The sequence below is a fragment of the Leeuwenhoekiella sp. CH_XMU1409-2 genome (assembly GCF_037029365.1).
Lineage (GTDB): Bacteria > Bacteroidota > Bacteroidia > Flavobacteriales > Flavobacteriaceae > Leeuwenhoekiella > Leeuwenhoekiella blandensis.
The window spans coordinates 123,148-148,783 of the sequence record NZ_JAYMEI010000003.1 but is presented as its reverse complement, the minus strand read 5'-3'; the positions used below and the strand labels follow the sequence as shown (position 1 = coordinate 148,783).

General features: G+C 38.7%; 24 protein-coding genes. 19 read left to right on the top strand and 5 right to left on the bottom strand.

The window, feature by feature from the left end; translation table 11 throughout:
* The first annotated feature begins 25 nt into the window (after nt 1–25).
* Entirely contained in the window at nt 26–1,261 is a 1,236-nt protein-coding gene (gene odhB / locus WA338_RS04100) for a 2-oxoglutarate dehydrogenase complex dihydrolipoyllysine-residue succinyltransferase (RefSeq protein ID WP_009781680.1), read from the top strand.
* 65 nt (nt 1,262–1,326) lie between these two features.
* Here odhB and WA338_RS04095 read toward each other — a convergent pair whose 3' ends face one another.
* Nucleotides 1,327–1,626, bottom strand: a complete 300-nt coding sequence (locus tag WA338_RS04095; RefSeq protein ID WP_009781679.1) for a hypothetical protein — start codon at nt 1,624–1,626, stop codon at nt 1,327–1,329.
* Between the two features lie 149 nt (nt 1,627–1,775).
* On the opposite strand from WA338_RS04095, the gene polA reads away from it, so the two are divergent.
* Complete coding sequence (gene polA / locus WA338_RS04090) at nt 1,776–4,622, top strand: DNA polymerase I (protein ID WP_009781678.1); 2,847 nt, start codon at nt 1,776–1,778, stop codon at nt 4,620–4,622.
* A 56-nt stretch (nt 4,623–4,678) separates the two neighbouring features.
* Entirely contained in the window at nt 4,679–5,503 is an 825-nt protein-coding gene (locus WA338_RS04085) for a DUF3667 domain-containing protein (RefSeq protein ID WP_009781677.1), read from the top strand.
* Between the two features lie 154 nt (nt 5,504–5,657).
* On the opposite strand, the gene WA338_RS04080 is transcribed toward WA338_RS04085, so the two are convergent.
* Together WA338_RS04080 and WA338_RS04075 are read right to left on the bottom strand one after the other, a co-directional pair.
* Entirely contained in the window at nt 5,658–7,238 is a 1,581-nt protein-coding gene (locus tag WA338_RS04080) for a hypothetical protein (RefSeq protein WP_273016781.1), read from the bottom strand.
* Nucleotides 7,239–7,241: 3 nt separating this feature from the next.
* The gene (locus WA338_RS04075) at nt 7,242–7,934 is read right to left on the bottom strand and encodes a hypothetical protein (protein WP_154648969.1); all 693 of its coding nucleotides are present in this window, start codon (nt 7,932–7,934) and stop codon (nt 7,242–7,244) included.
* Nucleotides 7,935–8,525: 591 nt separating this feature from the next.
* Between WA338_RS04075 and rplM the strand changes: the two genes are divergently transcribed.
* From rplM to tsf, 4 genes are all read left to right on the top strand, one after another.
* Complete coding sequence (rplM, locus tag WA338_RS04070) at nt 8,526–8,981, top strand: 50S ribosomal protein L13 (RefSeq protein ID WP_009781674.1); 456 nt, start codon at nt 8,526–8,528, stop codon at nt 8,979–8,981.
* Nucleotides 8,982–9,368, top strand: a complete 387-nt coding sequence (gene rpsI, locus WA338_RS04065; protein ID WP_009781673.1) for a 30S ribosomal protein S9 — start codon at nt 8,982–8,984, stop codon at nt 9,366–9,368.
* 191 nt (nt 9,369–9,559) lie between these two features.
* Nucleotides 9,560–10,345 (top strand): 30S ribosomal protein S2, encoded by a 786-nt coding sequence (gene rpsB, locus WA338_RS04060; RefSeq protein WP_009781672.1) that lies wholly within the window; start codon nt 9,560–9,562, stop codon nt 10,343–10,345.
* A gap of 96 nt (nt 10,346–10,441) precedes the next feature.
* A complete protein-coding gene (gene tsf, locus WA338_RS04055) occupies nt 10,442–11,407 on the top strand; it encodes a translation elongation factor Ts (RefSeq protein WP_336092184.1) in 966 nt (321 codons plus the stop codon).
* Nucleotides 11,408–11,499: 92 nt separating this feature from the next.
* Here the strand turns inward: tsf and WA338_RS04050 are convergent, their stop codons facing one another.
* Together WA338_RS04050 and WA338_RS04045 are read right to left on the bottom strand one after the other, a co-directional pair.
* Complete coding sequence (locus WA338_RS04050) at nt 11,500–12,018, bottom strand: hypothetical protein (RefSeq protein WP_336092182.1); 519 nt, start codon at nt 12,016–12,018, stop codon at nt 11,500–11,502.
* Between the two features lie 34 nt (nt 12,019–12,052).
* Entirely contained in the window at nt 12,053–13,297 is a 1,245-nt protein-coding gene (locus tag WA338_RS04045) for a hypothetical protein (RefSeq protein ID WP_336092179.1), read from the bottom strand.
* 141 nt (nt 13,298–13,438) lie between these two features.
* On the opposite strand from WA338_RS04045, the gene pyrH reads away from it, so the two are divergent.
* From pyrH to WA338_RS03985, 12 genes are all read left to right on the top strand, one after another.
* The gene (gene pyrH, locus WA338_RS04040; protein ID WP_336092177.1) at nt 13,439–14,146 is read left to right on the top strand and encodes a UMP kinase; all 708 of its coding nucleotides are present in this window, start codon (nt 13,439–13,441) and stop codon (nt 14,144–14,146) included.
* 48 nt (nt 14,147–14,194) lie between these two features.
* A complete protein-coding gene (gene frr / locus WA338_RS04035; protein WP_009781661.1) occupies nt 14,195–14,758 on the top strand; it encodes a ribosome recycling factor in 564 nt (187 codons plus the stop codon).
* Between the two features lie 79 nt (nt 14,759–14,837).
* On the top strand, nt 14,838–16,985 hold the full coding sequence (locus WA338_RS04030) for a DUF5686 family protein (protein ID WP_336092173.1): 2,148 nt from the start codon (nt 14,838–14,840) through the stop codon (nt 16,983–16,985).
* A gap of 133 nt (nt 16,986–17,118) precedes the next feature.
* The gene (locus WA338_RS04025) at nt 17,119–19,530 is read left to right on the top strand and encodes an efflux RND transporter permease subunit (protein ID WP_336092170.1); all 2,412 of its coding nucleotides are present in this window, start codon (nt 17,119–17,121) and stop codon (nt 19,528–19,530) included.
* A gap of 120 nt (nt 19,531–19,650) precedes the next feature.
* Entirely contained in the window at nt 19,651–21,090 is a 1,440-nt protein-coding gene (gene asnS / locus WA338_RS04020) for an asparagine--tRNA ligase (protein WP_336092167.1), read from the top strand.
* 157 nt (nt 21,091–21,247) lie between these two features.
* The gene (locus WA338_RS04015) at nt 21,248–21,874 is read left to right on the top strand and encodes a hypothetical protein (RefSeq protein WP_009781657.1); all 627 of its coding nucleotides are present in this window, start codon (nt 21,248–21,250) and stop codon (nt 21,872–21,874) included.
* Nucleotides 21,875–21,899: 25 nt separating this feature from the next.
* Nucleotides 21,900–22,664, top strand: a complete 765-nt coding sequence (locus WA338_RS04010) for a hypothetical protein (RefSeq protein WP_336092164.1) — start codon at nt 21,900–21,902, stop codon at nt 22,662–22,664.
* 60 nt (nt 22,665–22,724) lie between these two features.
* Nucleotides 22,725–23,459 carry a hypothetical protein gene (locus tag WA338_RS04005; protein ID WP_009781655.1) on the top strand — a complete coding sequence of 245 codons (735 nt, stop codon included), beginning with the start codon at nt 22,725–22,727 and terminating at the stop codon, nt 23,457–23,459.
* 38 nt (nt 23,460–23,497) lie between these two features.
* On the top strand, nt 23,498–23,953 hold the full coding sequence (locus tag WA338_RS04000) for a hypothetical protein (RefSeq protein WP_336092162.1): 456 nt from the start codon (nt 23,498–23,500) through the stop codon (nt 23,951–23,953).
* Between the two features lie 19 nt (nt 23,954–23,972).
* Nucleotides 23,973–24,218, top strand: a complete 246-nt coding sequence (locus WA338_RS03995; protein WP_336092159.1) for a hypothetical protein — start codon at nt 23,973–23,975, stop codon at nt 24,216–24,218.
* 2 nt (nt 24,219–24,220) lie between these two features.
* The gene (locus WA338_RS03990) at nt 24,221–24,979 is read left to right on the top strand and encodes a sensor histidine kinase (RefSeq protein ID WP_009781653.1); all 759 of its coding nucleotides are present in this window, start codon (nt 24,221–24,223) and stop codon (nt 24,977–24,979) included.
* A 3-nt stretch (nt 24,980–24,982) separates the two neighbouring features.
* A complete protein-coding gene (locus tag WA338_RS03985) occupies nt 24,983–25,618 on the top strand; it encodes a response regulator transcription factor (protein WP_009781652.1) in 636 nt (211 codons plus the stop codon).
* The last annotated feature ends 18 nt before the right edge of the window (nt 25,619–25,636 follow it).

The window sequence follows — 25,636 nt, the reverse complement described above, 5'->3', positions numbered from 1 at the left end:
GAATAAAAGTTAACAATAGAGAATTATGGCTTTAGAAATGAAAGTCCCTTCGCCGGGAGAATCGATCACCGAAGTTGAAATCGCCCAATGGCTTGTTGAAGATGGGGATTATGTAGAAAAAGATCAGGCGATTGCCGAAGTTGATAGTGATAAAGCAACCCTTGAATTGCCTGCTGAAGCGAGCGGAATTATTACGCTTAAAGCAGAAGAAGGTGATGCTGTTGCTGTAGGCGAAGTTGTTTGTTTAATCGATACCGACGCTGCAAAACCAGAAGGCGATAGCAGTGGCGACAAAGAAGAGCAAAAAGAAGAAAAAGCCGAACCTAAAAAAGAAGCACCTTCAAAATCGAGCACTCCTGAGCAAGCTCAAGATAAAAAGACCTATGCTTCAGGATCACCTTCTCCGGCAGCAAAAAAGACCTTGGATGAAAAGGGAATCGATGCTAAAGATGTAAAAGGTACTGGTCGTGACGGTCGTATTACTAAAGAAGATGCAGTAAATGCGCAGCCTTCTATGGGAACTCCGGGAACCGGAAGTCGTGGAGAAAGCCGTTCTAAAATGTCTATGTTACGTCGTAAAGTAGCAGAGCGTTTGGTTTCTGTAAAGAATGAAACTGCAATGCTTACCACCTTTAACGAGGTTGATATGACGCCAATTTTTGATCTACGTAGTAAGTACAAAGAAGATTTCAAAGCAAAACACGGGGTGAGCCTTGGGTTTATGTCATTCTTTACGTTGGCTTGTGTGCGTGCTTTAGAAATGTACCCGGCGGTAAACTCGATGATCGATGGTAAGGAGATGGTTTCTTATGACTTTAAAGATATTTCTATTGCTGTTTCTGGGCCTAAAGGATTGATGGTTCCTGTTATTAGAAATGCTGAAAACTTAAGTTTCCGCGGTGTAGAGTCTGAAGTGAAGCGTCTGGCGCTAAGAGCGCGTGATGGTCAGATTACTGTTGATGAAATGACCGGTGGAACTTTCACCATCACAAACGGTGGTGTGTTTGGAAGTATGCTTTCTACACCTATCATCAACCCTCCTCAGTCTGCGATCTTAGGAATGCACAACATTGTAGAGCGTCCTATCGTACGCGACGGCGGAATCGCTATTGCGCCTATTATGTATGTGGCACTCTCTTACGATCACCGTATCATTGATGGTAAAGAATCTGTAGGATTCTTAGTAGCGGTTAAAGAAGCACTAGAAAATCCTGAAGAATTATTGATGGATAACAATGTGCTTAAAGCTTTAGAATTGTAATTAGTACAAGATATAGATAAGCAAAAAACCCGCTGATGTTCAGCGGGTTTTTTATTGGCGTTATTTTAAGTGATGACTTCGTTTACCAATTGTTTTAATTCTTCGGCTAGTGAAACTTGAGGAAAAGCTCTTCCGGCTTGGCGATACCAGTATTTTGCATTCCAATCATCACCTTCATCGCGATGTAAATGTGCGTGAATCAAACTTCCCATTTCACTATGTAGGTCTTGTGCGATATTATGTGAAGCTTCCCAATTGCCTTTCGTTTGGTGCCAAAGCGCTTGCAAGGCTTGGGGCCAATGTGACGGCGGATTGCTTTGGTCTAGTGTGGCTTCAAACTCCGTATAGGATTGCGGCGTGCTCATAGAATTTAAGTTTCAGTTTTAAGAAAGATAAGTAATCCGGTTTAAAATAGGTTGTACTGTTTTTGTCAAAATGTCTCCGGCTAAAAACTTTTATCATAAGACTAATTCCTATTTTTGATACTTCTTTTATTGATTAAAAAATTCCCAATATGGCTGTTCAAAAGCGCTTATTCCTTTTAGATGCTTATGCATTGATTTTTCGCGGTTATTATGCATTGATCAAAAATCCTCGAGTGAACTCAAAAGGGCAGGATACTTCTGCAATAATGGGTTTTGTTAATTCGCTTTTTGATGTGATCAAGCGCGAAAAGCCAGATCATCTTGCGGTAGCTTTTGATAAAGGTGGAAGTTCTGAACGGGTTGAAATGTATGAGGATTATAAGGCTAATCGTGATGAAACTCCAGAGGCGATACGTATTGCGGTGCCTATTATTCAAGAGATTCTTAAAGCGATGCACGTGCCGTGTATTGAGATCGAAGGCGTGGAAGCAGATGATTTGATCGGTACGCTGGCCAAGCAGGCAGAAAAAGAGGATTATCAGGTTTTTATGGTGACGCCAGACAAGGATTATGCACAGCTGGTTTCGGAAAATATTTTTATGTACAAACCGGCACGAATGGGTAATGGGATCGAGATCTGGGGAATTCCTGAAGTGCAAAAACGTTTTGAAGTGGAGCGTCCGGAACAGGTGATCGATTATTTAGGAATGATGGGTGACGCGTCTGATAATATTCCGGGATTGCCGGGAGTGGGAGATAAAACGGCTAAGAAGTTTATCAAACAGTACGGTGGCTTAGAAGGTTTGTTAGAAAATACAGATCAGCTCAAAGGGAAGATGAAAGAGAAGGTGATCGAAAACGCCGAGCTGGGACGTCTATCCAGAAAGTTGGCAACGATAATGACCGACTGCGATGTGAAATTTGATGCTGAGCAGTACGAACTTTCGCAGCCGGACGCCGACAAAGTTCAGGAGATTTTTGACGAACTCGAATTCCGTAGGCTTAAAGATCAGTTTATCAAGATATTTTCCGGTGAAGCCGATAGCGATACCGGAGCCGCAGTAAGCGGAACGGAAACCGCCAAAAAACTAGTGAGTTCTGCTGAAAAAGCAGCGAACGCGGGAGCGGGGCAATACAATCTTTTTGGAGGTGATGAGCCTGCTATAGAAGAGCGCAATACCCGGAAAACCATAAAGGATACCGAGCATTTTTACCAAAGTGTAGCTCCCGGAATGGCGATGAATTTATTCATCAAAAACTTGATGAAGCAAACTTCGGTATGTTTTGATACTGAAACTACAGATCTAGATCCGTTGCAGGCAGAATTGGTCGGGATCGCTTTTAGTTGGGAAAAAACGAAGGGATTTTATGTTCCGTTTCCATCAGAAAAAGAAGAAGTTCAAAAACTGATCGAAGCGCTGCGTCCGTTTTTTGAGGCGGAAGAAATCGAGAAAATAGGGCAAAACCTTAAGTATGACATCAAAGTGTTGGCCAAATATGATGTTGAGGTTAAAGGGAAGCTCTTTGATACGATGATCGCGCATTACCTGATCAATCCTGATATGCGTCACAATATGGACGTGCTTGCAGAAACCTATCTCAATTACACGCCGGTTTCTATTGAAGAATTGATCGGTAAAAAAGGGAAGAATCAAAAGTCGATGGCCGACGTACCTGTTGATCAGCAAACTGAATATGCCGTTGAAGATGCAGATGTAACGCTTCAGCTGAAAGAGCATTTTCAAAAAGAATTGGGTGAGGCCAATACGCAAAAGCTGTTTGACGAGATCGAAATTCCGTTAGTGCAGGTTTTAGCAGATATGGAATTAGAGGGAATCAATCTGGATCAAGAATTTTTAGGCAGTCTTTCTGAAGCGCTTAATAATGATATCGCTTCGCTGGAGAAAAGCATTTATGAAGAAGCGGGAGAAGAATTCAATATTGGTTCGCCAAAGCAATTGGGTGAAATTTTATTTGACAAATTAAAGTTGGTAGATAAACCGAAGAAAACCCGTACGGGGCAATATTCTACTGCAGAAGATGTGCTGTCTTATTTAGCTCCAGACCACGAGATCGTGCAGCACGTACTTGATTACCGCGGACTTTCTAAGCTTAAGAGTACCTATGTTGATGCGCTGCCTGCACAGGTAAATGCAAAAACCGGCCGCGTACACACCGATTATATGCAGACCGTAGCAGCAACCGGCCGACTGAGTTCAAACAATCCAAACTTGCAGAATATTCCTATCCGTACCGAACGCGGGCGTCAGGTGCGTAAGGCTTTTGTGCCGCGCAATGAAGACTACGTTCTACTTGCTGCCGATTACTCACAAATTGAATTGCGCATTATCGCTGCGTTGAGTCAGGAAGAAACGATGATGAAGGCCTTTCAAGAAGGAGAAGATATTCACGCATCTACTGCTGCAAAAGTCTTTAATGTGCCTATTGATGAGGTGACGCGAGAACAACGTAGTAATGCAAAAACCGTGAATTTTGGGATTATTTATGGTGTTTCAGCTTTTGGGTTGAGCAATCAAACCGATCTTACCCGTAGCGAAAGTAAAGAGCTTATAGATACCTATTATAAGACCTACCCTAAATTGCGCAATTATATGAGCGAGCAAGTAGACTTTGCACGCGAGAATGGTTATGTGTCTACGGTTTTAGGTCGTCGTCGTTATTTAAAAGATATTAATAGTAGCAATGCTGTGGTACGTGGTGCTGCAGAGCGTAATGCGGTAAATGCACCTATTCAAGGGAGCGCTGCAGATATCATTAAAATCGCAATGATCAAAATACACCATAAACTCAAGGATAAAGGATTAAGAACCAAAATGTTACTTCAGGTTCATGATGAATTGGTATTTGATGTTTACAAATCAGAATTGGAGGAAGTACAGGAACTTATAAAATCTGAAATGGAACATGCATTCAAACTAGATGTTCCTCTTGATGTGGAAGTAGGTCTTGGCGATAACTGGTTGGATGCGCATTAATTAAGTATAGTGAGTGTTAGGAAATTTTAATAATTTTCTAAAATAATACAGAACTCATGCTGCCCGAAAAAAACGTCACGTTTACGCCTGTTACTTCTTGTTTGAATTGTGGGAACCCTTTAACTGATAAAGACTTCTTCTGTAATATTTGTGGTGCCAAAAAAATTGAAGAACGGTTTACTCCAAAGCGTATTGTGAAAGAAGCCGGGGAACGGGTTTTCAATATTGATAATACCTTTCTGCGTACCTTCAAAGACTTGTTTGTAAGACCGGAAAAAGTGATCGATGGGTTTTTAGCCGGATTGCGTAAAAGATATTTTAATGCCTTCAGCTATTTTACAATAGCGATTACTATTTCAGGATTACAGGTCTTTGTACTTAAAAAGTTTTACCCTGAAGTGGTTGAGCAAATGGGTGCTATAGGAGGTAACCCCAATGCTATTTCTCAGGCGATTCAAGACTCTACCATGGAGTACCAGCCTTTGATTATGTTTGCTACGATACCCTTTCTTGCTTTAATGGGATTTGTAGCGTTTTTGACTTTGCGTAAACATAATTATACCGAGCATTTAATCATTCAGTTATACACGTATTCGCATCTTTCTATTGTAACCACCCTGATAGGACTTACCGTTTTGATTGCTGGAGGAGATTACTTGTCATTTGGACTGTTTACGGTGCTTATTTACATTGGCTACAATGCTTATGTTTATAAAAGGCTATATCAATTAAGCATTAAGGGAATTATTTTGAGAACGCTTTTCTTCTTACTGTTGCTCTTGGTGCTGTATGTGGTAATAAGCGTGGCTGTTGTGGTTCTCACCTTGCTTATCGATCCGGAACTTTTTAAAGAAATGATTCAGCAGCAGCAAACAGTATAAAATATCTAGTTTGAAGTAAATGAATTAATATTTGAAAATGTTTTGAGCTTCAGATTTTAATTTATGTTCACCCTTGTCTGACAAAAATAATATAGAGAATTTAAAATTTGGAGTACTTATTTGAAGCACTCCAAATATAAAACAACTACAATACTTATAGGTATTGATCACAAATTGCTGCGTCTATTTCGTGATTGATAATAGTATTTTCTTCTCCAACTGTTTGCTCAAAGCGCACAACGCGCCCTGCAATATAGATCCAAAACTCAACGACATCTCCTTTTTTGATAAGTGAACTTGATGCTTTCCCATTAGTCATATAAGCGTAGTTCCAGTACCGTGTCCCCACCTCTTTGTAATAAAACCCATAGGAAGGTTTAATCGCAAAGTTTTTATCACTGCAGGTGAAGGTGAGATCGATGCTTACTGGAGTAGGAATTGATTCCGGAGGAATAGTTATGGTAAGCTCTTGTGCACATAAATTGGTGGCATCACTTTCAAATAAGAGGTCCCCTTTGTTGTACCATCCGTTTCGTGAGTAAACCTTATAAATAACTGGGAAATTGGGACAATTCCTAAAGTTAAGATTCTGTCCATCTCTCAAATATACTGATCTTGCTTTTATGGTACGCTGAGTGTATGGAGAGACTAATTCGATATAAAAATACGTGCTAGAAAGATTAGGAGCATTTATTTTGATAGGATTTGCATATCTACATCTGCTTCCATAAAAATCAAGATTATACCACGATAAATGCGTAGTAGTGAATGTTGCGCTTAATTTTCCTGAATCCTCCTGTATTGTAGTGTTCTTTTCAAATTGCCAAGTGTTATCTTCAATCTCATAACTCCATACAGGGATTTGGTCTCCGGTTTTAAGAGGTGTGTCTGTGTTGAACATATTCAGTTCCTCGTCTATGTCCATTATAATTTTTAAAGGCTTTGTAAATTCTTTGACTTTGGTTCCGTCCACCTGCATATTGATTGATGCAAAACCGGCGGTATCAAAAACGATATCTTCTGATGATCCGCTTGGCCCTATGACTGATTCGGGAGTAAAACCACCGGGATAAGCATTTAAAGCTGCATCTCCAAAAGGATCAAAATGGGTGAGTTGTATTTGTAGATTACTGCCTGAAAGCACAGATCCGGATGCATCCTTAAATTGAGTGCCTTCTTCAAGTACAAGTGTGGCGCCAGTTGCTTTAGAGCTACCTGGATCAAGAGTAAGGTCAAAATCTTCAGGTAGCGCGTTTCCTTCTAATGTAACCTGTGTGCTTATATATCCAACACCTTCTGGCGGATTTTCGGTATTGATCATAGTAACGATTAGGTTTTTATCTTTTTCGTCATAATCAAAAAATGCGTCAGTGTTTACGGGTAAGTATCCCGGTGCTTCAGCTAGAATTTGGAAGAATATTTGTGCATCAGGTCCACTGGGAGCGAGCTCAGGTTTTAGGGTTAGAAACGTTCTGCCGTCAATTACTTGAAAGTTTTGTTCTCCAGAAGATTCTAAAATAGCGTCTTTATTAGCACCTAAAATAGTAATTGAGAGGTCTTCAATTGTTTTTGCAGGGTCAGCAGCATCAATAAATTGAATCTGTAAAGAATATTCTATAAAATCAGGATTGATGGTAACTGTGATATCATCAAAAATTTCCTCGGGTGATTTTTCACAAGAAGAGATGATATGACTTAGAGTGAGAGTGAGTAAGAGTAGTTTAATGTACTTCATGATTTAAATTTTTACAGCAAGTTTTAAGTTTAAAAATGGATACCAGCGATAGTCGGAGATGTTTAGTTCTATGCTGGGTGCTTGATCGGCAAGAGGCGATAACATTTTTGTAGCATCTATAATGAGGTCCGGCTCAGATAAATAAAATGTGCCTAGCTCAACGCTTAAGCCAACTCGGTTTTTAGGTACAGCTCTCCCAAATCCTAAACCCAGATATGGAGATAGACCACTGTAATCCAGTTTGAGGTCAGCGGTGCCAAACTGGTCAGGTGTGATTGTAATTTGACCAAAATTTACAGGCTGGGCGTATAAGGCATTTACCGAGCCGAGCGCATTAAAAAAATAGCCTAGTCCACCTACAAGTTTGAAACTGGCTTTTTTAAAAGGAAGAAATTCTAAAGACAAGTCTGTCTCTAACATACGGGCATTCCCACTAAGGTCTAATGTACCTGTATTGCCAATGTCTACAGAATAGTCTAGATTTTTAAAATTAAAGCTATTAGCGCGTATTCTAAGATTGAATTTTTCAGAAATGGAGCGGGCAACTTCTAATCCACCTCCTAAGCTCGACCCATTTATTGCTAATGCATACCGGGGTTCAAATTCAGAAGCGCTAGGGTCTAATAAGGCTATACTCATTTGAGCATTAGTAAATAGCGGGATGCATAGCAGCAAGGTTAATAATAGTTTTTTCACGGTCTGTTTTTTAAGTGAGTAGTTGATTCTCTTTCAAAAGTAGAAGGTGCTTTTTTGTTAAGAAATACCTAATAAAGGGTATTTTACATGTTGATAATCAAGTTTTTATGAGTGTAGTTATCCTATGGAAATTGACAATTTCACAAATAACCACTTTTTTGTGTTGGCTTATTTGTGAGATAGATAATTAGAGTCTTTGTAATTGTTGATAATTCAAAAAACTACCAGATGTGTTGATTTTAAGCTTTTTATAATAGGAGGTCTTATAAAAGCGCAAGTGTTTGATGAAAATAAGTATTGAGACAGTTGCTTTGTTTGACTTAAAATCCAGATTTAAGAGAGAAACCTTTAAAGATTTACTTAAATAGAAACAAGCATGTTTAAGGAGGGGTGAGTCCGATACGAATGAACGTTAACCAGAGTTTTCAGTACGGCTTCCTTAAGCGCTTATCTAGCTGAATGTTAAGGCTAAAAATTATTCGTAAACCACCGTTTGCTATATAAATATATAATTGTACATTTGCACCCCTGTTTTCACGCGCGAGTGCTTGAAGGCAGGAAATGGAATGTTTAATAATTAAATAAAACAGTGTGGACACATTAAGTTACAAAACAGTATCTGCCAACAAAAACACCGTAAACAAAGAGTGGGTTGTTGTTGATGCTGAAGGACAAACGTTAGGTCGTATGTCTACCATCGTGGCAAAATTGTTGCGCGGGAAGTACAAGCCTAACTACACACCACACGTTGATTGCGGAGACAATGTTGTTGTTATCAACGCCTCTAAAATCAACTTAACAGGTAAAAAGTGGGACGCGAAGTCTTACATCCGTCATACGGGTTATCCTGGTGGTCAAAGAAGCCTTACTGCAAAAGAATTGTACAGCAAAGACCCTGCGCGTCTTGTTGAGAATGCAGTAAAAGGAATGTTGCCTAAAAACAAATTAGGTAGTGCGATCTATCGCAATTTAAAGGTTTATGCCGGTGCAGAACACGGGCAGGAAGCGCAAAAACCTAAAGCAATTAACATTAACGAACTCAAGTAAATGGAAGTAATTCACAAAATTGGTCGTAGAAAGACCGCCGTTGCTCGTGTTTATTTAGCTCCTGGTTCTGGTAATATTACCGTTAATAAGCGTGAGCTTAATAACTACTTCACTACAGGAACTTTACAGTACAAAGTTAATCAGCCATTAGTAATGACTGAAAACGACAAAAACTTTGACGTAAAAGTAAATGTATATGGTGGTGGTATCACAGGTCAGGCAGAAGCTGTACGTCTAGCTCTTTCTAGAGCGATGTGCGAAGTAGACGCAGAAAACAGACTTATCCTTAAGCCTGAAGGTTTGTTAACAAGAGATCCAAGAATGGTAGAGCGTAAGAAATTCGGTCAGAAGAAAGCGCGTAAGAAATTCCAATTCTCAAAACGTTAACAAGAATCGTGTTTCAATCTTTATGGAATTTATTTTTCATTCAGTTTTTGAAAGCGAAAAGAAATTAATTAAAAATTAAGTCGTTGTCCTGAGTGATCAGGAAATTAGTTTAGCATCTAAATGTGCTTGGCGATTCACTAGAAGACCACTTGCATATTGCTACTACAACGGGAACGTAAACTAAAGTCAAAATGGCAAAAACAGAAAATGTAAAGGATTTACTGGATGCAGGTGTACACTTTGGTCACCTTACCAGAAGATGGGATCCAAACATGGCGCCTTACATCTACATGGAGCGCAATGGTATCCACATCATCAATCTATACAAAACTGCTGCAAAACTTAACGAAGCTTCAGAAGCTTTGAGTAAAATTGCAGCTTCAGGTAGAAAAATACTTTTTGTAGCTACCAAAAAACAAGCTAAAGAAATTGTTGCTGAGCAAGCAACTCGTGCAAAAATGCCTTACATCACAGAGCGTTGGCCTGGAGGTATGTTAACCAACTTCGTAACTATACGTAAAGCGGTTAAGAAAATGCAAACTGTAGATCGTATGAAACAAGACGGTCGTTTTGATAGCTTGTCTAAAAAAGAGCAATTACAAATGAACCGTATGCGTGAGAAGCTTGAGAAGAACTTAGGTTCTATCGAGGATATGACACGTCTTCCGGGTGCTTTATTTGTAGTTGACATCAAGCGTGAACACATTGCGATTAAAGAAGCTCAAAAATTAAACATTCCAATCTTTGCGATGGTTGATACCAACTCTGATCCACGTCAGGTTGATTATGCTATCCCATCTAATGATGACGCTTCAAAATCTATTGAGAAAATCATTTCTAACGTTGCTGATGCTATCGTAGAAGGTCTTTCTGAGCGTAAAGCAGGTAAAGAAAAATCTGCAGAAGGTAAGAAAGATAAAGCGGCTAAGCCTGCTAAGGCAAAAGCTAAAGCTGTAGCTAACGACGAAGAAGAATAGTATTTAACAATTTGATAATAAGTAAAGTCGTTTAGTATACTGCAATTTTGCACTAAACTAAACGACTTTTGTTTTAACTCATAAAACGTATTTAAAATGGCAAAAATAACAGCCGCAGATGTAAATAAACTGAGAAAGGCTACCGGAGCTGGTATGATGGATTGTAAAAATGCACTCGTAGAAGCTGAAGGTGATTTTGACAAAGCAATTGAAGTTCTTCGTAAAAAAGGACAAAAAGTTGCAGAAAAAAGAGCAGATCGCGACTCTAGTGAAGGAGTTGTAATTGCAAAAATTAATGATGCAAATACCAGAGGTGTTGTGTTTTCATTAAACTGTGAGACCGATTTCGTTGCTAAAAATGATTCTTACGTAGAGTTAGCAAACGAACTTGGAGATATCGCAATCAACTTTGACTCAAAAGAAGCATTCTTAGCAGCAGACTTTAAAGGGATGACTGTTGAAGAAAAATTGATCGAGCAAACCGGTGTTATTGGTGAGAAACTAGAAATAGGTGGTTTTGAAGTGTTAGAAGCAGCATTCATCGGTGCTTATGTACACGGTAACAAAATTGGTGCTTTAACTGGTTTATCTGAAGCTACAGATAACGCTGAAGAAGTTGCTAAAGCGGTTTCTATGCAGGTAGCTTCTATGGGAGCAACTACGTTATCTTACAAAGATTTTGATCCAGAATTTGTTGCTTCAGAAACTGAAGCGCGTATCGCTGAGATCGAAAAAGAAAATATCGAGTTAGGTCGTTTAGGTAAAACCCAAAAGAACGTACCACAATACATCTCTATGTCTCAATTAACTCCAGAAGTTATGGCTAAGGCAGAAGAAGATATCAAAGCAGAGCTTAAAGCTGAAGGAAAGCCAGAAAAAATCTGGGATCGTATCGTTCCTGGTAAATTAGAGCGTTTCGTTTCAGACAATACTACGCTAGATAATGAGAAAGCATTACTAGATCAGGTATTCATCATGGATGAAAGCTTGAACGTTGCTAAATATGTAGAGAGCAAAGGTGCTGCAAGAGTAGTAGGATTTAAACGTGTAAGCTTAGCTTAAGATTTTATCCACTCAAAAAATTTAAAAGGCTGCCCATTGGCAGCCTTTTTTTATTGGCGCGTATTTTTAGTATATCTGGTCATTGTAAAAGACTATTCAACTTCTAATAGACCGTTGGTTTGAGAAATTTTTATACTTAATCTAGGAAATGTAGCATATTCAGTAAAGGGGTGTGTCACTTGTAAATACAAATTATCTTTTAATTTCCAGACGGAATAAATCAAATCATCAGCATTGCAATCACATGTTTTAGTTGAAAATATTTTACTCCCGACGACAACACCTTCAGCAGAACGATGTTCCGATGATTTTTTGAGTTCATCAAAACAAAAACAAGCATCAGGTTTACCAAACTCTTTATTGAAAACACCCAAATAATTGGGGTTGTCAAGTATTTGGTAAATCGAGAAACTTACTTCAATGATAAGGTCATTTTTATCAGTTTTTATAGATATCGAATTGATTTCTTCCTCAAAAAAGCTAAGGTTTGTTTTTGAATAATAAACCCTTGTTTCTAATTCATTATTGGCTTCATAATTTTCCAATTGTTCATAGTCGGGCAGGACACTGATGTGTTTTCCTATTAGGCCTTGTGGATTTTGTATTGACATATTGAAAACGAATAATAAAAAAGCAATCATATATTTAGTCGCAATTTGTTTCGGTTAATAAATTCACTTTGTATTGGGTAGGGTTTTCTATCGCTAAATTGTATAGGTCATTTTTTGAAACTGTACCTCCTATTTTTTTCATTCCGGTCTGTAGCATTTCATAATATTTGATTTCCACCTGTAAATCACTTACTCCGTGATTAGCAGGTTGTGTTAACCATTTACCCATTTCTAGACCAACTTCAGTTACAACCTTAGCCGTTTCAGTTGCTGCCCTTCCATTTGTAAATCCATATCTAGGCATGGTAAAATACAGTGTTATTCCGAAATAGGCACCTGTTAATTTTATATTACCATGACCTAGATCTGTAGCCCAAGCATCTTTTACACCTTTAACTGCTGCTGCTCGTACTCCGTTTTGAATTGCGTATTCCCAGCTTGAGCAATCGGCATAGGGCCAAAAATACTTATCCTCATCGTTTACAACGCAATCGCCGTTTAAATCCCCGGGGATGTAACAATTAAAACCCCCACCACCTTCATTATTGTCTCCAAAACTCCAATAATTATCGCAGCCTACTTCACAAGCAGCATCAGTAGTGCCATTAGATCCTTGAGAGTAAAGCCAGTCAATAGATAAGGTGTAATTATCAGAAGATGGTGTAGATGTAATAACGACTTCTTCAAGTTCACCACACCAACTACAAACAGAAAATGGACACCCATCGCCACAATCATCATTCTCATCATCTACAATTCCTTTAGACTGTAATGCTTTAGTGCTGTCTGCTTTACTTTTGAGATATTGAACATTGATTTTTCCCGATATAATTTCAAAAGCGTCAATAAAATTCCCTTCCAGATCTGTGATCAAAATTTCGCCAGAGAACAACTCCGCTGTTGAGCTGTCATAAGCGTGTGTGCTAAAAACTACACTTTCAACTTTTCCGTCTATCTCCAAAAGAAGAATTCTGCTTTTTAAATTGCGGTGAACGGTCATAGCCGGAATTACTGCAAGTTTTTCAGAAGTATTTGAGATATCCTCCATCAAGACGGTATCAGCAATACCTACTATATAGTTACCTGAATGTTTAGATTTAGATTCCCTGAAACCATTGAGATAGGCACTGGCATTTTTAGGAGAAACGGTTTTTATCTCCTTTTGTTCAAGTTGCAAAGGATACGATGTGTCGTCCCTTTCACAGCTTTGAAAGAGCCATAAGCTTATGCAAGCCAGTAAAATAAAACTTAAACTTTGAACGTAATTTTTTTTCATCATAATGAGTGTTTAAAGTAATTGCAAATTAAGCTGTAGAGAATACTTTAAAAGTAGTTGTTTTTTTAAATAAGCTACACAGGTATTTTCCCCTTTTACCACAAACCAATTTAACCTTATATTTGTCAAAAACTTATCTACGCCATGCAATACAAACGCATTCTTTTAAAATTATCAGGTGAAGCATTAATGGGAAAACGCCAGTATGGTATAGATCCTGATAGACTGGCAGAGTACGCAGAAGAAATAAAGCAAGTGCTTGATAAAGGGGTGCAGGTTGCTATTGTTATTGGTGGCGGAAATATCTTTAGAGGTGTTGCCGGGGCCAGCCGTGGTATGGATCGCGTACAAGGCGATCATATGGGGATGTTGGCAACCGTGATCAACGGCCTCGCATTGCAAAGTGCGCTTGAAGAAGCAGGTATTCAAACCCGGTTACAAAGTGCAGTAAAGATCAATGAAGTTGCAGAACCTTTCATCCGCCGCAGAGCCATTCGACATCTTGAGAAAGGTCGTGTAGTGATCTTTGGCGGAGGAACCGGGAATCCGTATTTCACTACTGATTCAGCTGCAGTTTTACGCGCTATTGAAATACACGCCGATGTGATCCTTAAAGGAACCCGTGTAGATGGTATTTATACCAGTGACCCTGAAAAGGACGAGAAAGCTGTTAAGTTTGATTTTATAAGCTTTGAAGATGTGCTTCAAAAAGGTTTGAAGGTTATGGATACCACTGCATTTACGTTGAGCCAGGAAAACGAGTTGCCTATCATTGTTTTTGACATGAACAAACAGGGTAATTTACTCAAGGTTGTAGATGGTGAAAATATAGGTACTACCGTAAATTTATAATTTAGTATTTTTGGTTGGTTTGAAAAAAATCAATGAATTAATAAGGCTATGAACGAAGACATTCAATTTATATTAGACGGCACCGAAGAAGCGATGCAAAATGCCGTAAATCATTTGAAAAAACAGTTTGCAAACATTCGCGCAGGTAAGGCGAGCCCTTCAATGTTAGGTAGTGTGATGGTTGATTACTACGGTAGTCAAACGCCATTGGCACAGGTGGCAAACGTAAACACTCCAGACGGGAGAACTATTTCTATTCAACCTTGGGAAAAATCGATGATTCAAGAGATCGAAAAAGCGATTATGAATGCTAATCTTGGTTTCAACCCAATGAATAATGGAGAAAGCGTGATCATCAATGTGCCGCCACTTACCGAGGAACGTCGTAGAGATTTGGTTAAGCAGGCTAAAGCTGAAGCTGAAGATGCAAAAGTAGGCGTGCGTAACGATCGCAAAAATGCCAACAACGATATTAAGAAATTAGAGAAGGATGGTCTTGCTGAAGATATTTGCAGTAACGCAGAGGTAGACGTGCAAGATCTAACCGATAAATACATCAAGAGGATAGATGAACTTCTAGCAGTTAAAGAAAAGGAAATACTTACGGTCTAACAGACGTTAAACTCTTATTAAGAGCGACCCTCGGGTCGCTTTTTTTATAGTATTTTTAATTTTAAGTTCTTGATTGATAATGGCTAAACCGCTTATTTTCTGTTTGTTTTTGCTTTTTGCGCTTTCAAATTCTTTATTTGGACAGCAAAATACCATAGATGTAGATTCGCTGATGCAATTGGCAATAAGCAATGCTGCTAAAAATAATCCGCAGGAACGTCTTGATCATTTTAGCTATACCACCTACGAGAAAACCATTATCACAGACTCGCTAGAGCGTGAGACCAATGCGCATTCCTTTTTTACCGAGAAAGTTTCAAAAAATACATTTAATGCTCATCACGGATTTAAAGAAGAAGTGCTTGGTTTTAATATGGCGGGCTTTGACGAACCGCGGTATGAGACTTTAGGGATCACGCTTCAGTCACGTTCCTTCTATGACGAGGATTTTGTGATCTTCAATTATCGATATGCAGGGCCTTTATCTTCTCGCGGACTTAAAAATTATAACTATCAGTTTGTCGGTGATACGACCATTTTAGATCGAAAGAGTTTGGCAATTGCTTTTCAGCCTAAGCGGCCACAAACGATTCCCGGACTTGTAGGGATATTGTATCTCGATACTCAAACTCTGGCGATTCAAAAAGTGCACATAGGCATAGATGATGAGCTGGTAGCACGCATCGAGCAGTATTATAAATACCTGCCAGAGGAAGAGGTTTACCTTCCGCTTAGTAGTAAATTATATATTGAAAAGGGTGAAACCTCAAAGCGGTTGTCACTTTTTAGAGGAAAAGTTTCCGTAGGGACGATTGAGAATAATCCGGTAAAAGAAGCGATAGAGGGGCGTTACTTACTTTCTACTTCGTATAATGCCAACTTTGATCTTTCAGAAAAAGAAAAGTTGGAGCATCCCAATCTGGCAATCGAGGTGATGGAAGATGCCGATAAAAAGCCTGAAACATTCTGGAAACGCTATCGGGAGCAAGCCTTAACTCAGCGTGATCTTAATAGTTTTGATTACCTTAATAACATTGTCGAAACCCAAAATATAGAACGCCGTCTGGCGGTGATCAATAATTTTGGAATTGGCTATTACACGGTAGATTTCTTTGATTTTGATCTTACCTATCCCGTAAAATATAACAATTATGAAGGGTTGCGGTTAGGCTTAGGCGGAGTTACGAATGCTGATTTTTCAAAGAATTTTAGGTTAGAAGGTTATGCGGCTTATGGTTTTAAAGATCAGGTTTTAAAATATGGAATAGGAGGTGGGATCCTACTGAATGAATCGCACGGCGCCTGGTTGAGTTTTACCTATAACGACGATTTGCAAGAAGTAGGAAGCTTTAATTATTTGACAGATCGCCGGGTGTATTCTTTGTTTGAGCCGCGTCTGGTTAACATCACCCAGTTTTTTGATTATAAAACGTATCGGCTGAATCAAGAATATCAAATCACGCCAAAGATTCTTTCAGAATTTCAATTTGCTAAAACCAATGTACTGCAAACGGATGCCTATCGTTTTGTGCTGGGAGACGAGTCGTACAGTGAATATGACATTACCGAAGCTACTTTTGGAATCCGTTGGAGTCCGTCGAGTAAGTTTATGCGCTCAGAAAAAGGAACCGTTGAGATCTATGATGGCTATCCTAAAGTGACCGCGCAGGTATCTAAAGGAATTTCGGGTTTGTTCAACGGCGATTTTGATTTTACGCGCGTGGGTGCAAAATTCTATTATCAGGTAGAACGACTCAATAAATCTACCACCGAGTTTTTAGTAGAAGGAAAAATGGCGTTTGGCGATGTGCCGCTTACCCATCTTTTTCATGCGTATCCCAATGCACCAACCAAAGAAACCATAATGCAGCGTTTTTCGGTTGCGGGTGTCAATAGTTTTGAGACGATGTATTTTGGAGAGTTTTTTTCAGACCGAATAGCCTCTTTACAAATCAAGCATCATTTGCGACCGTTTAATTTAGGTGAAAAATTCAAGCCAGAAATGGTGTTCATCACGCGATATGCTATTGGTGATATTTCTGATATCGAGCGCCATCAAGAGGTGAGTTTTAATAAACTTGATAAAGGCTTTATGGAAAGCGGTTTTGAGATCAACAAGATCCTCTTTGGTTTTGGAACAAGTTTAACTTATCGCTACGGGGCTTATCATTTGCCAAGTTTTGCCGATAATATCGCCTTCAAGTTTACCTTCAACCTTCAGTTGTAGCTTCATTTTTAGGTAGAAATTCCATAGAAATCTTCAAGTCAATGCCTTGACTGCTTTGTAGGTTTTGTTTTTGATTTATAGCAAAGGCTATTCGCTCTTAAATGAGTATCTTTGCGCCTCTTAAATTAGGACGATGACCAAGCTTTTGGGTTACGGATTTTGGAACGGTGTAGCACGCCTCATTTTACGCAACAGACTCTTTATTCTTTTTCTGGTTGCCGGTTTTACGGTGTTTTTAGGAACGCAATGGAAATACATGCGTTTCACCTATACCGAAGCAAACCTGCTGCCGGATGATCACGAAGTAAATCTCGAATACAATAAATTTCTTGATCAGTTTGGAGAAGAAGGAAACCTTATCGTATTCGGAATAAAAGATTCAACACTTTTTACTCCTGAAGTACTTAATAAGTGGAACGCGCTCTCCGATACGATCAATAGTTTTGACGCGGTTGCGCTTTCGGTTTCTTTGAAGGATTTAAAGCTGCTTGAAAAGCAAGAGGAGCCTAAGCGTTTTGAAATGGTTCCTTTTGTAGAAGGATCTGTAAATACTAAAGTTCAGGCAGAAGCTTTAAAGAAAAAGCTTTTTAAAGACTTGCCGTTTTATGAGGGCTTGATCTATAACAAGGAGACGGGTACCATACGCAGTGCCGTTTACCTTAAAAAGGATATCGTAAATACCGCCGCGCGAAGAGATTTCATCGTAGAAGATCTCATTCCGTTGATCGATCAGTTTGAAGAAGAGACCGGGATCACAGTGCATACCAGCGGGATGCCGTATATACGCACACTCAACAGTGCAACGATCATAAGTGAGATAGGTTGGTTTGTAGGTGGCGCACTTCTGGTAACCTCACTTATCTTTTTCTTCTTTTTTAGATCCTATCGTGCGACCTTTATTTCTATGATCACCGTGGTGATCGGGGTGATGTGGGCGTTTGGATTTCTTGGTTTATTAGGTTATGAGATTACCGTGCTTACGGCGTTAATTCCACCATTGATTATTGTGATTGGGATTCCTAACTGTATCTTTTTGATCAATAAATACCAGCAGGAATATAAAAATCATGGGAATAAGATCAAGGCGCTTCAGCGCGTGATTACCAAAGTAGGTAACGCGACCTTGATGACCAACATTACCACTGCTTCGGGTTTTGCAACGTTTATTTTGACGCAGAGTTCGCTGCTTAAGGAATTTGGTATCGTCGCTTCGATCAATATCCTGGCGATATTTTTACTGAGTTTACTCATTATTCCTATTATTTACAGCTACATGTCGCCGCCAAAAGAGCGTCATTTAAAACATTTGGGTAAAACCTGGATCGAGGGTTTTGTAAACTGGATTGAGCGTATGGTGCGCGATCGCCGTATAACGATTTACATCAGCACCGTGATTTTGCTTATCGCAAGTATGATAGGTATTTATCAGATTAAAGTTTCAGGAAGTCTTATTGAAGATATGCCGAAGAAAACTACGTTTTACAAAGACATTAAATTCTTTGAAAGCGAGTTTGACGGGATTATGCCGCTTGAGGTGTTGATCGATACCAAGCGTCCTAAAGGCGTGATGAAGTTGCCAACATTAAAACGTATGGACGAGCTGGCAACAACCATCTCAGAAACTCCAGAGCTTTCTAAACCTATTTCTATTGTAAATCTGGTAAAATATGGAAAGCAAGCATTCTATAATGGCGATCCTCAGTATTATCAATTGCCCACTTCAAACGAGCGCAACTTTATTTTGCCTTACGCACAAAGCTTCTCTAATGAAGCCGGGCTGCTGGACAGTTACATAGATTCTACCGGTCAATATGCACGTATGACGACCTTTATGCAAGATATTGGTACCGATCGTATGGAAATCGTAGAAGACAATTTATACAACAAAATAAGTATTCTTTTTCCTGAAGATAAGTTTGACGTTACCTTGACAGGAAAGGCTTTAGTTTTTCAAAAAGGGACCAATTATTTGATCAATAACCTGATCATCAGTTTGTCGCTGGCCATTTTATTGATCTCCATATTTATGGCCTTTATGTTCCGGTCGTTTAAAATGATCTTGGTTTCTTTGATCCCAAATTTACTGCCGTTGTTGATCACCGCCGGATTGATGGGCTTTTTGGGCGTGCCTATAAAACCTTCAACTATTTTGGTATTTAGTATTGCTTTTGGGATTTCGGTAGATGATACAATTCACTTTTTGGCCAAATACCGTCAGGAACTTAAAAGTAGCGGGTGGAAGATCAAGCGTTCGGTGTATGCTTCGGTAAAAGAAGCCGGCGTGAGTATGTTTTATACTTCTATCGTCTTGTTCTTTGGATTTTCGGTATTTATGATCAGTAGCTTCGGTGGTACCGTTGCCTTAGGAGGCCTGGTTTCGGTAACCTTGATCTTTGCGATGTTATCTAACTTGTTATTGCTTCCTTCTTTGTTGCTTTCGCTAGAGCGAAATATTGCCAATAAAGAAGACTTTAAAAAGCCGGCGATCCAGATTCTGGACGAAGTGGAAGATGAAGAAGTGCTTGCAGAATTAGATAAAGAATAATTCTGTTTAAATTTTTAGCCAGTTTTGTGCCAGTCTGATGTAAAATTTATCTTTGTCGCTTATCACGATTAATTACAGAACTAAGCAAATCACGTCTAGCGACGTTTTGATTCTATAACTATGAGAAAAACAATTGTACACATTTTAAAAGAAGAGCCCAAGGGGCACGAACTTACCGTAAAAGGATGGGTGAGGTCGTTTAGAGCCAACCGTTTTATTGCGCTAAATGATGGTTCTACGCTTAATAATTTACAGTGTGTAGTTGATTTTGAAAATACAGATCCTGAGCTTTTAAAACGTATTACCGTAGGTGCTGCGATTGCCGTGACCGGAAATCTTATCGAAAGTCAAGGTGGTGGTCAAGCTGTTGAAGTTGAAGCTAAGGAAATTAAAATTCTTGGGGATGCAGATCCTGAAGAGGTAAAGAAAACCATCTTGTCGCCTAAGCGTCATACGTTAGAGAAGTTGCGCGAGCAGGCCCATTTGCGCGTACGTACCAATACCTTTGGAGCAGTGATGCGTTTGCGTTCGCAATTGAGTTTTGCCGTGCATCAATACTTTCAGAAAGAAGGTTTTTATTATGTAAATACTCCGATTGTAACCGGTAGTGATGCAGAAGGTGCGGGTGAAATGTTTAAAGTAACGGCTTTAGACATGAAAAATCCGCCGAAGGATGAAGACGGAAACATTGATTATAAAAAGGATTTCTTCGGAAAGGAAACCAATTTGACGGTTTCTGGTCAGTTAGAAGGAGAAACCTATGCGTTAGGTCTGGGACAGATTTACACCTTTGGACCAACCTTTAGAGCTGAAAATTCAAACACAAGCCGTCACCTGGCAGAATTCTGGATGATCGAGCCGGAAGTTGCGTTTTGCGACCTGGATATGAATATGGATCTGGCAGAGGACTTTATCAAATACGTGATTCAGTTTGTGATGGATAATTGCCAGGATGATCTGGAGTTTTTAGAAAACCGATTGATTCAGGAAGATAAAAGCAAGCCCGAAGCAGAGCGTGCACCAATGCCTTTACGTGAGAAATTAAAGTTTGTTTTAGAGAATAACTTTAAGCGCGTGAGCTACACAGAGGCAATCGAAATTCTTAAGAATTCAAAACCAAATAAAAAGAAAAAATTTAAATATCCTATTGAAGCATGGGGTGCCGACTTGCAAAGTGAGCACGAGCGTTTTCTTGTAGAGAAGCACTTTAAGTGCCCGGTGATCTTATTTGATTATCCGGCAAATATCAAAGCGTTTTATATGCGTCTCAATGAAGACGGTAAAACCGTACGCGCTATGGATATTCTCTTCCCAGGAATTGGTGAGATCGTAGGAGGTTCACAGCGAGAAGAGCGTTTAGAAGTGTTGCAAGAAAAAATGGCAGCGCTAGACATCCCCGAAGAAGAACTGTGGTGGTATCTAGATACCCGCCGTTTTGGTAGCTGTGTGCATAGTGGTTTTGGTCTCGGTTTTGAGCGTTTAGTGTTGTTCGCAACCGGAATGACTAATATTAGAGACGTAATTCCTTATCCACGTTTTCCTCAAAACGCAGAATTCTAAGGAGATAAATAGATTCAAAAAAGCCCGATTTAATTTTTAAATCGGGCTTTTTTTTGTTTTGCAATCAGCTACGGGGAAAAACACCCTTTTTAAAGGAGTTTTTTCCTAGTGAAAAAAAAGATGTCTATTTTACACCTAACTAACAATAAATCAATTTATGAAAAAAACTACCCTTGTTGCAGCAGTGCTTACGGCTGCATTTTTAATGACTTCTTGTGATGAACCTTGCGATTGCGAGGGAGATGAAGCACCAATTTTAGGCGCTCCGTCTAATATTATTCCTTTAGCTAGCGCAGATTCCTTATATAAAAATTACGGTAACAGTCGTGTTGAACTTATCGAGCTTGCAGAAAACATTACCGAAGAAGGCGATACCATCCCTGAAGAGGATGTGAGGTACAAAAAGGCAACACGCTATGTGAGTTTTTCGTTCTCAGAAATGCAAAAATATATGGCATATATTAAGCAACAAGCTGATTCTGCAGGTGTTGAAATTACAGATTTGCGTGTGTACTTTGGTAAAAATAAAAAATCGGCTAAGAAAGATGCTGGCAAAGCAACTGTGTTTTTCAATCCTGCCGCATTACTTGATTTGCCTAATGGTACAAAAGATACTGTGAGCTTCGCTATTCTTAATCTACCTGATGGAACTAAGAAAGCAGTAGCTGTAGGGACTGTTCTAAGTTCTTCTGGAGGAATGACTGCAGAAGGAGATACAGAGTCCTTATCTGGTGATTTAGGCACGCTTGCTCCACCACCTCCGGCGAATGAGTTTGATTTTTAATATAGATTAAGTTCAGGCTTCTTTTGTGCAGCCAAACAAATTAGTTTTTCAAAACTTGAAATCATCGTTTTTGATTATAGCAATCGCTCAGACCGTTTCAGAAAGAAAGCTGTCTATTATTTTAGATAATCCAATGCTTTGGATTATGAATTCATTGGAGTTAATTGCTTTTGCAGTTGGGCTGATCTATTGGGGGAAATTCAAAAATTCAACTGTAAAATGGTTTATTTTGTTTCTAGGCTATAATTTTTTTAATGAAATGGCCGCGGCGGTTTTCTATGTATTGGAGTGGGTAGCCGATTCAAACATGATTTTTTACAATTTTCGTTATCTAATTTATTTCGGTCTGTTATTTAGTCTCTATTATAATAAACTTGAAAGATCAAAGTTTAGAAAGGCGATAATAGGACTATCGGTTATCTGGTTGTTCGTTTACGTTTACTGGCTTTCTGTCTCTAATTTTTGGATTCAGTTTGCTTTAGTACCTGGAGTGTTAGGAGGCTTTTTTCTAATGGGAATTATACTTTTTTATTTTGTAGAAAGTATCAGTCAGCGATCTGTCAGAGGGATACAAAATGATTTTTTTACCTATCTCAGTTTGGGTTTGCTTTTAGAAGCTGTGGTGCAACTTCCTGTCCTGATTACGATACACGTAGGTTGGGCGCAAATAACAGAATATTCAGATTCTAGGAATGACTTTTTTAATACCATAAAGCAAGTAAGCTTTGTAGCTTCCTGCATAATGTATTTCGTTTTTATGTTTGGGTTTTATCGTTCTAAGGGTCCTTAATTTATAAGAGCCTAAAGTGTTAAGATTGATTTTTAGCAAAATATCAAAGAATTAAAAGGATTGAATGAACTATTGATTATAGCTGATTGGCAAGACCGTATTGGGTACTTTGTTACAAATCCAGGAATAATGATTTCTGATTTTGCTGAATTGCTGAGTTTCGTTTTCGGATTGATTTATTGGAATAAGTTTAAACAAACGCCTATAAGGTGGTTTATTCTATTTCTAGGATATAATTTCTTTAACGAAATGGCTGCTTTAGCCTATTACGTTAGTGGCTTGAGTAATAACAATACCATTTTTTATAATGTGCATCAAGTCATTTACTTTAGTGTTCATTTTTACATTTTTTATAAATACCTAATACGAAAAAGGCTGAAACTTGCCGTTGTTCTCTTTTATAGTGTTTGGTCGCTAAGCTTTGTGTATCAGTTATTTATCAAAAATCTAGTTTTAGAATATGCATTGTTCTCAACGGTTCTCGGTGATTTTCTTACGATGATCAGTGTTTTATTTGTTTTTATAGAAGTCATTAATGCTTCAACTATTTCAAAGCTGCAAGACAACATGATTATTTATCTAGGCTTAGGGCTTTTGGTTTATTTGGTAATTAGTATTCCAACTTCAGTTACATCATTTGTGGGGTGGGAGAAAATAGGGAAGGATACGGGACCGAGAATGGAATTTTATCAGATTTTAAGAAATGTGGGCACTTTTGCTGGGGCTTTAATGTATTTCATTTTTGCTTATGGTTTCTATAGAGCAAAAGCACCAAGTATGAGTTTAACACAGTAGGTCAAATAATTAATTTAGGATTTAAGAATTAGAGAAGATTGGATTTAGAAATATCACAGGAACGTTTAGAGTTCATTTTGAGCAATCCATCCACGATGACCATGACTGCACTCGAGCTGCTTTCGTTTGTAGTTGGGTTGTGCTATTGGAAAAAGTTCTCTAAAACACCAATCGTCGTTTTTATTCTTTTTTTGGGATATAACTTCTTGAATGAGGTAGTGGCTGCTTTTGTTTTGGTTGCTAATCTTGCCGAGAGAAATACCGCATTTTACAACCTGAGATACTTGATTTATTTTTCAGCACTCTTTTGGATGTATTTCAAATACTTGAATAAACGTTCATTCAAAAATACAGTGGTCGCTTTTTATGCTGTGTGGCTTTTGACGTATATCTATTTTGTAGCAACAAGTAATTTTCTTTATCAAAAACCGCTATTTTCAGCAGTAACCGGTGATATGCTTCTACTTGTGGTTGTTCTTTATATATTTGGTTGAAACAATAAATAGCGCAGATTTGAGCAAAATACAAGACCATGTTTTGATTTATGTAAGTATTGGTCTTGTGATAAGTACGGTTGTTCAACTCCCTGCTTCTGTGGCTATATATGTAGGTTGGTTTAAAATAACAGATGCTTCAGACAGTCTTAATGCATTTTATAATATCATAAGAGATGCTAGCTTTTGGGCTTATTGTATTTCTTATTTAATTTTTGCTTACGGTTTTTATAGAGCAAAATCTTCAAACTATTTAATGCAATAACTATGGATCAGGATACGCAGCTTTTAGTCATTCTAGTGGTCTTATTGGTGTTGTTTTTACTGGCGGTGATCATTTTTGTCCTTTTTTCGGTATTTATGAAGCGTAAAAACAGTTTGCTGCGCGAGCAAATTGAAGCCGAAAAGCGCTATGAACGCGCCATTGCAGAAACCCAAATAGAGATACGCGAAGAAACTTTGCGTAATATCAGTTGGGAATTGCACGATAATATTGGTCAGTTGCTCACATTAGCCAAAATTAAAGCACAAAATGTAGAAGGTGGGGAAGAAATGCTTGAAGTTGCAGAAACGATAGGAACGGGCTTAAATGAGCTCAGGGCGTTGTCAAAATCAATCAACCCGGAAGCGATTAACGGTCAGTCGCTTCTAAAGTCCTTAGAAAACGAAGTGGCTCGCTTTAACCGCTTAAAATTTCTTTCGGCAGATTATGATGTCATCGGTGATCCTGTTGCCATCAACCCGAAAGTTGAAATTGTATTGTTTAGAATTGTACAGGAATTTATGAGCAATACGATGAAACATTCTAAGGCTTCTACATTGCAAATACGCGTTCATTTTAAAGCAGATGCGCTAGAGGTTACAGCTCTCGACGACGGAATAGGCTTTGATTCAGAGCGTTTGTTGCAAAAAGGAATTGGCTTGAGTAACATTGATAAACGAGCAGAATTGATCGGAGCACATGCGAGAATCAGTTCGATAGAAGGAGCGGGAACACAGTTAAAATTAAATTATCCATTAGATTAAATTATGTATAAAGTAGCTATTGTAGATGATCATACCTTGCTTTCTGAAGCTATCGCAGGATTGGTGCGTCAATTTTCAAATTTTGAAGTGGTCAATGTTGCGCAAAACGGGCAAGAGTTTATAAACTTTGTAGAGGCTAACCCAGATAATCGTCCAGACATCGTGCTTATGGATGTTAAGATGCCGGTTATGGGAGGTATAGAAGCGACTACTTTTTTACAAAAACATTATCCTGAGATTAAAGTTTTGGCACTATCTATTGAGGAAGAAGAAGGTGTCGTACTGCAAATGATTCGCGCCGGAGCCAAGGGTTATTTGCTTAAAGATACCCGAAAGAATATTCTCGAGCTGGCGTTAAATGAAGTGATGACGCAAGGCTTTTATTATACCAATACAGTAGAACGTATTGTAAATAAAACTGAAAGTAAAACCGAAGAGGAAATTGTACTAAAAGAGCGCGAGATCGAATTTATAAAGCACGCTTGTACCGAAATGACCTACAAACAAATTGCAGAAAAAATGTTTTTAAGTCCAAAAACTGTCGAAGGTTATCGCGAAGCTGTATTTCAAAAACTGGGTTTAAAAAACCGTACCGGCCTCGTGATCTATGCGATCAAGAATAATATTTTTATTCCTTAATGTGGGTTAAGGCCTTAT

Bases quoted from the DNA above. Each gene is read 5' to 3' on its own strand.
- odhB (WP_009781680.1), top strand. From the start codon at position 26: ATGGCTTTAGAAATGAAAGTCCCTTCGCCGGGAGAATCGATCACCGAA.
- WA338_RS04095 (WP_009781679.1), bottom strand. From the start codon at position 1,626: ATGAGCACGCCGCAATCCTATACGGAGTTTGAAGCCACACTAGACCAA.
- polA (WP_009781678.1), top strand. From the start codon at position 1,776: ATGGCTGTTCAAAAGCGCTTATTCCTTTTAGATGCTTATGCATTGATT.
- WA338_RS04085 (WP_009781677.1), top strand. From the start codon at position 4,679: ATGCTGCCCGAAAAAAACGTCACGTTTACGCCTGTTACTTCTTGTTTG.
- WA338_RS04080 (WP_273016781.1), bottom strand. From the start codon at position 7,238: ATGAAGTACATTAAACTACTCTTACTCACTCTCACTCTAAGTCATATC.
- rpsI (WP_009781673.1), top strand. From the start codon at position 8,982: ATGGAAGTAATTCACAAAATTGGTCGTAGAAAGACCGCCGTTGCTCGT.
- rpsB (WP_009781672.1), top strand. From the start codon at position 9,560: ATGGCAAAAACAGAAAATGTAAAGGATTTACTGGATGCAGGTGTACAC.
- tsf (WP_336092184.1), top strand. From the start codon at position 10,442: ATGGCAAAAATAACAGCCGCAGATGTAAATAAACTGAGAAAGGCTACC.
- WA338_RS04050 (WP_336092182.1), bottom strand. From the start codon at position 12,018: ATGTCAATACAAAATCCACAAGGCCTAATAGGAAAACACATCAGTGTC.
- WA338_RS04045 (WP_336092179.1), bottom strand. From the start codon at position 13,297: ATGATGAAAAAAAATTACGTTCAAAGTTTAAGTTTTATTTTACTGGCT.
- pyrH (WP_336092177.1), top strand. From the start codon at position 13,439: ATGCAATACAAACGCATTCTTTTAAAATTATCAGGTGAAGCATTAATG.
- frr (WP_009781661.1), top strand. From the start codon at position 14,195: ATGAACGAAGACATTCAATTTATATTAGACGGCACCGAAGAAGCGATG.
- WA338_RS04030 (WP_336092173.1), top strand. From the start codon at position 14,838: ATGGCTAAACCGCTTATTTTCTGTTTGTTTTTGCTTTTTGCGCTTTCA.
- WA338_RS04025 (WP_336092170.1), top strand. From the start codon at position 17,119: ATGACCAAGCTTTTGGGTTACGGATTTTGGAACGGTGTAGCACGCCTC.
- asnS (WP_336092167.1), top strand. From the start codon at position 19,651: ATGAGAAAAACAATTGTACACATTTTAAAAGAAGAGCCCAAGGGGCAC.
- WA338_RS04015 (WP_009781657.1), top strand. From the start codon at position 21,248: ATGAAAAAAACTACCCTTGTTGCAGCAGTGCTTACGGCTGCATTTTTA.
- WA338_RS03990 (WP_009781653.1), top strand. From the start codon at position 24,221: ATGGATCAGGATACGCAGCTTTTAGTCATTCTAGTGGTCTTATTGGTG.
- WA338_RS03985 (WP_009781652.1), top strand. From the start codon at position 24,983: ATGTATAAAGTAGCTATTGTAGATGATCATACCTTGCTTTCTGAAGCT.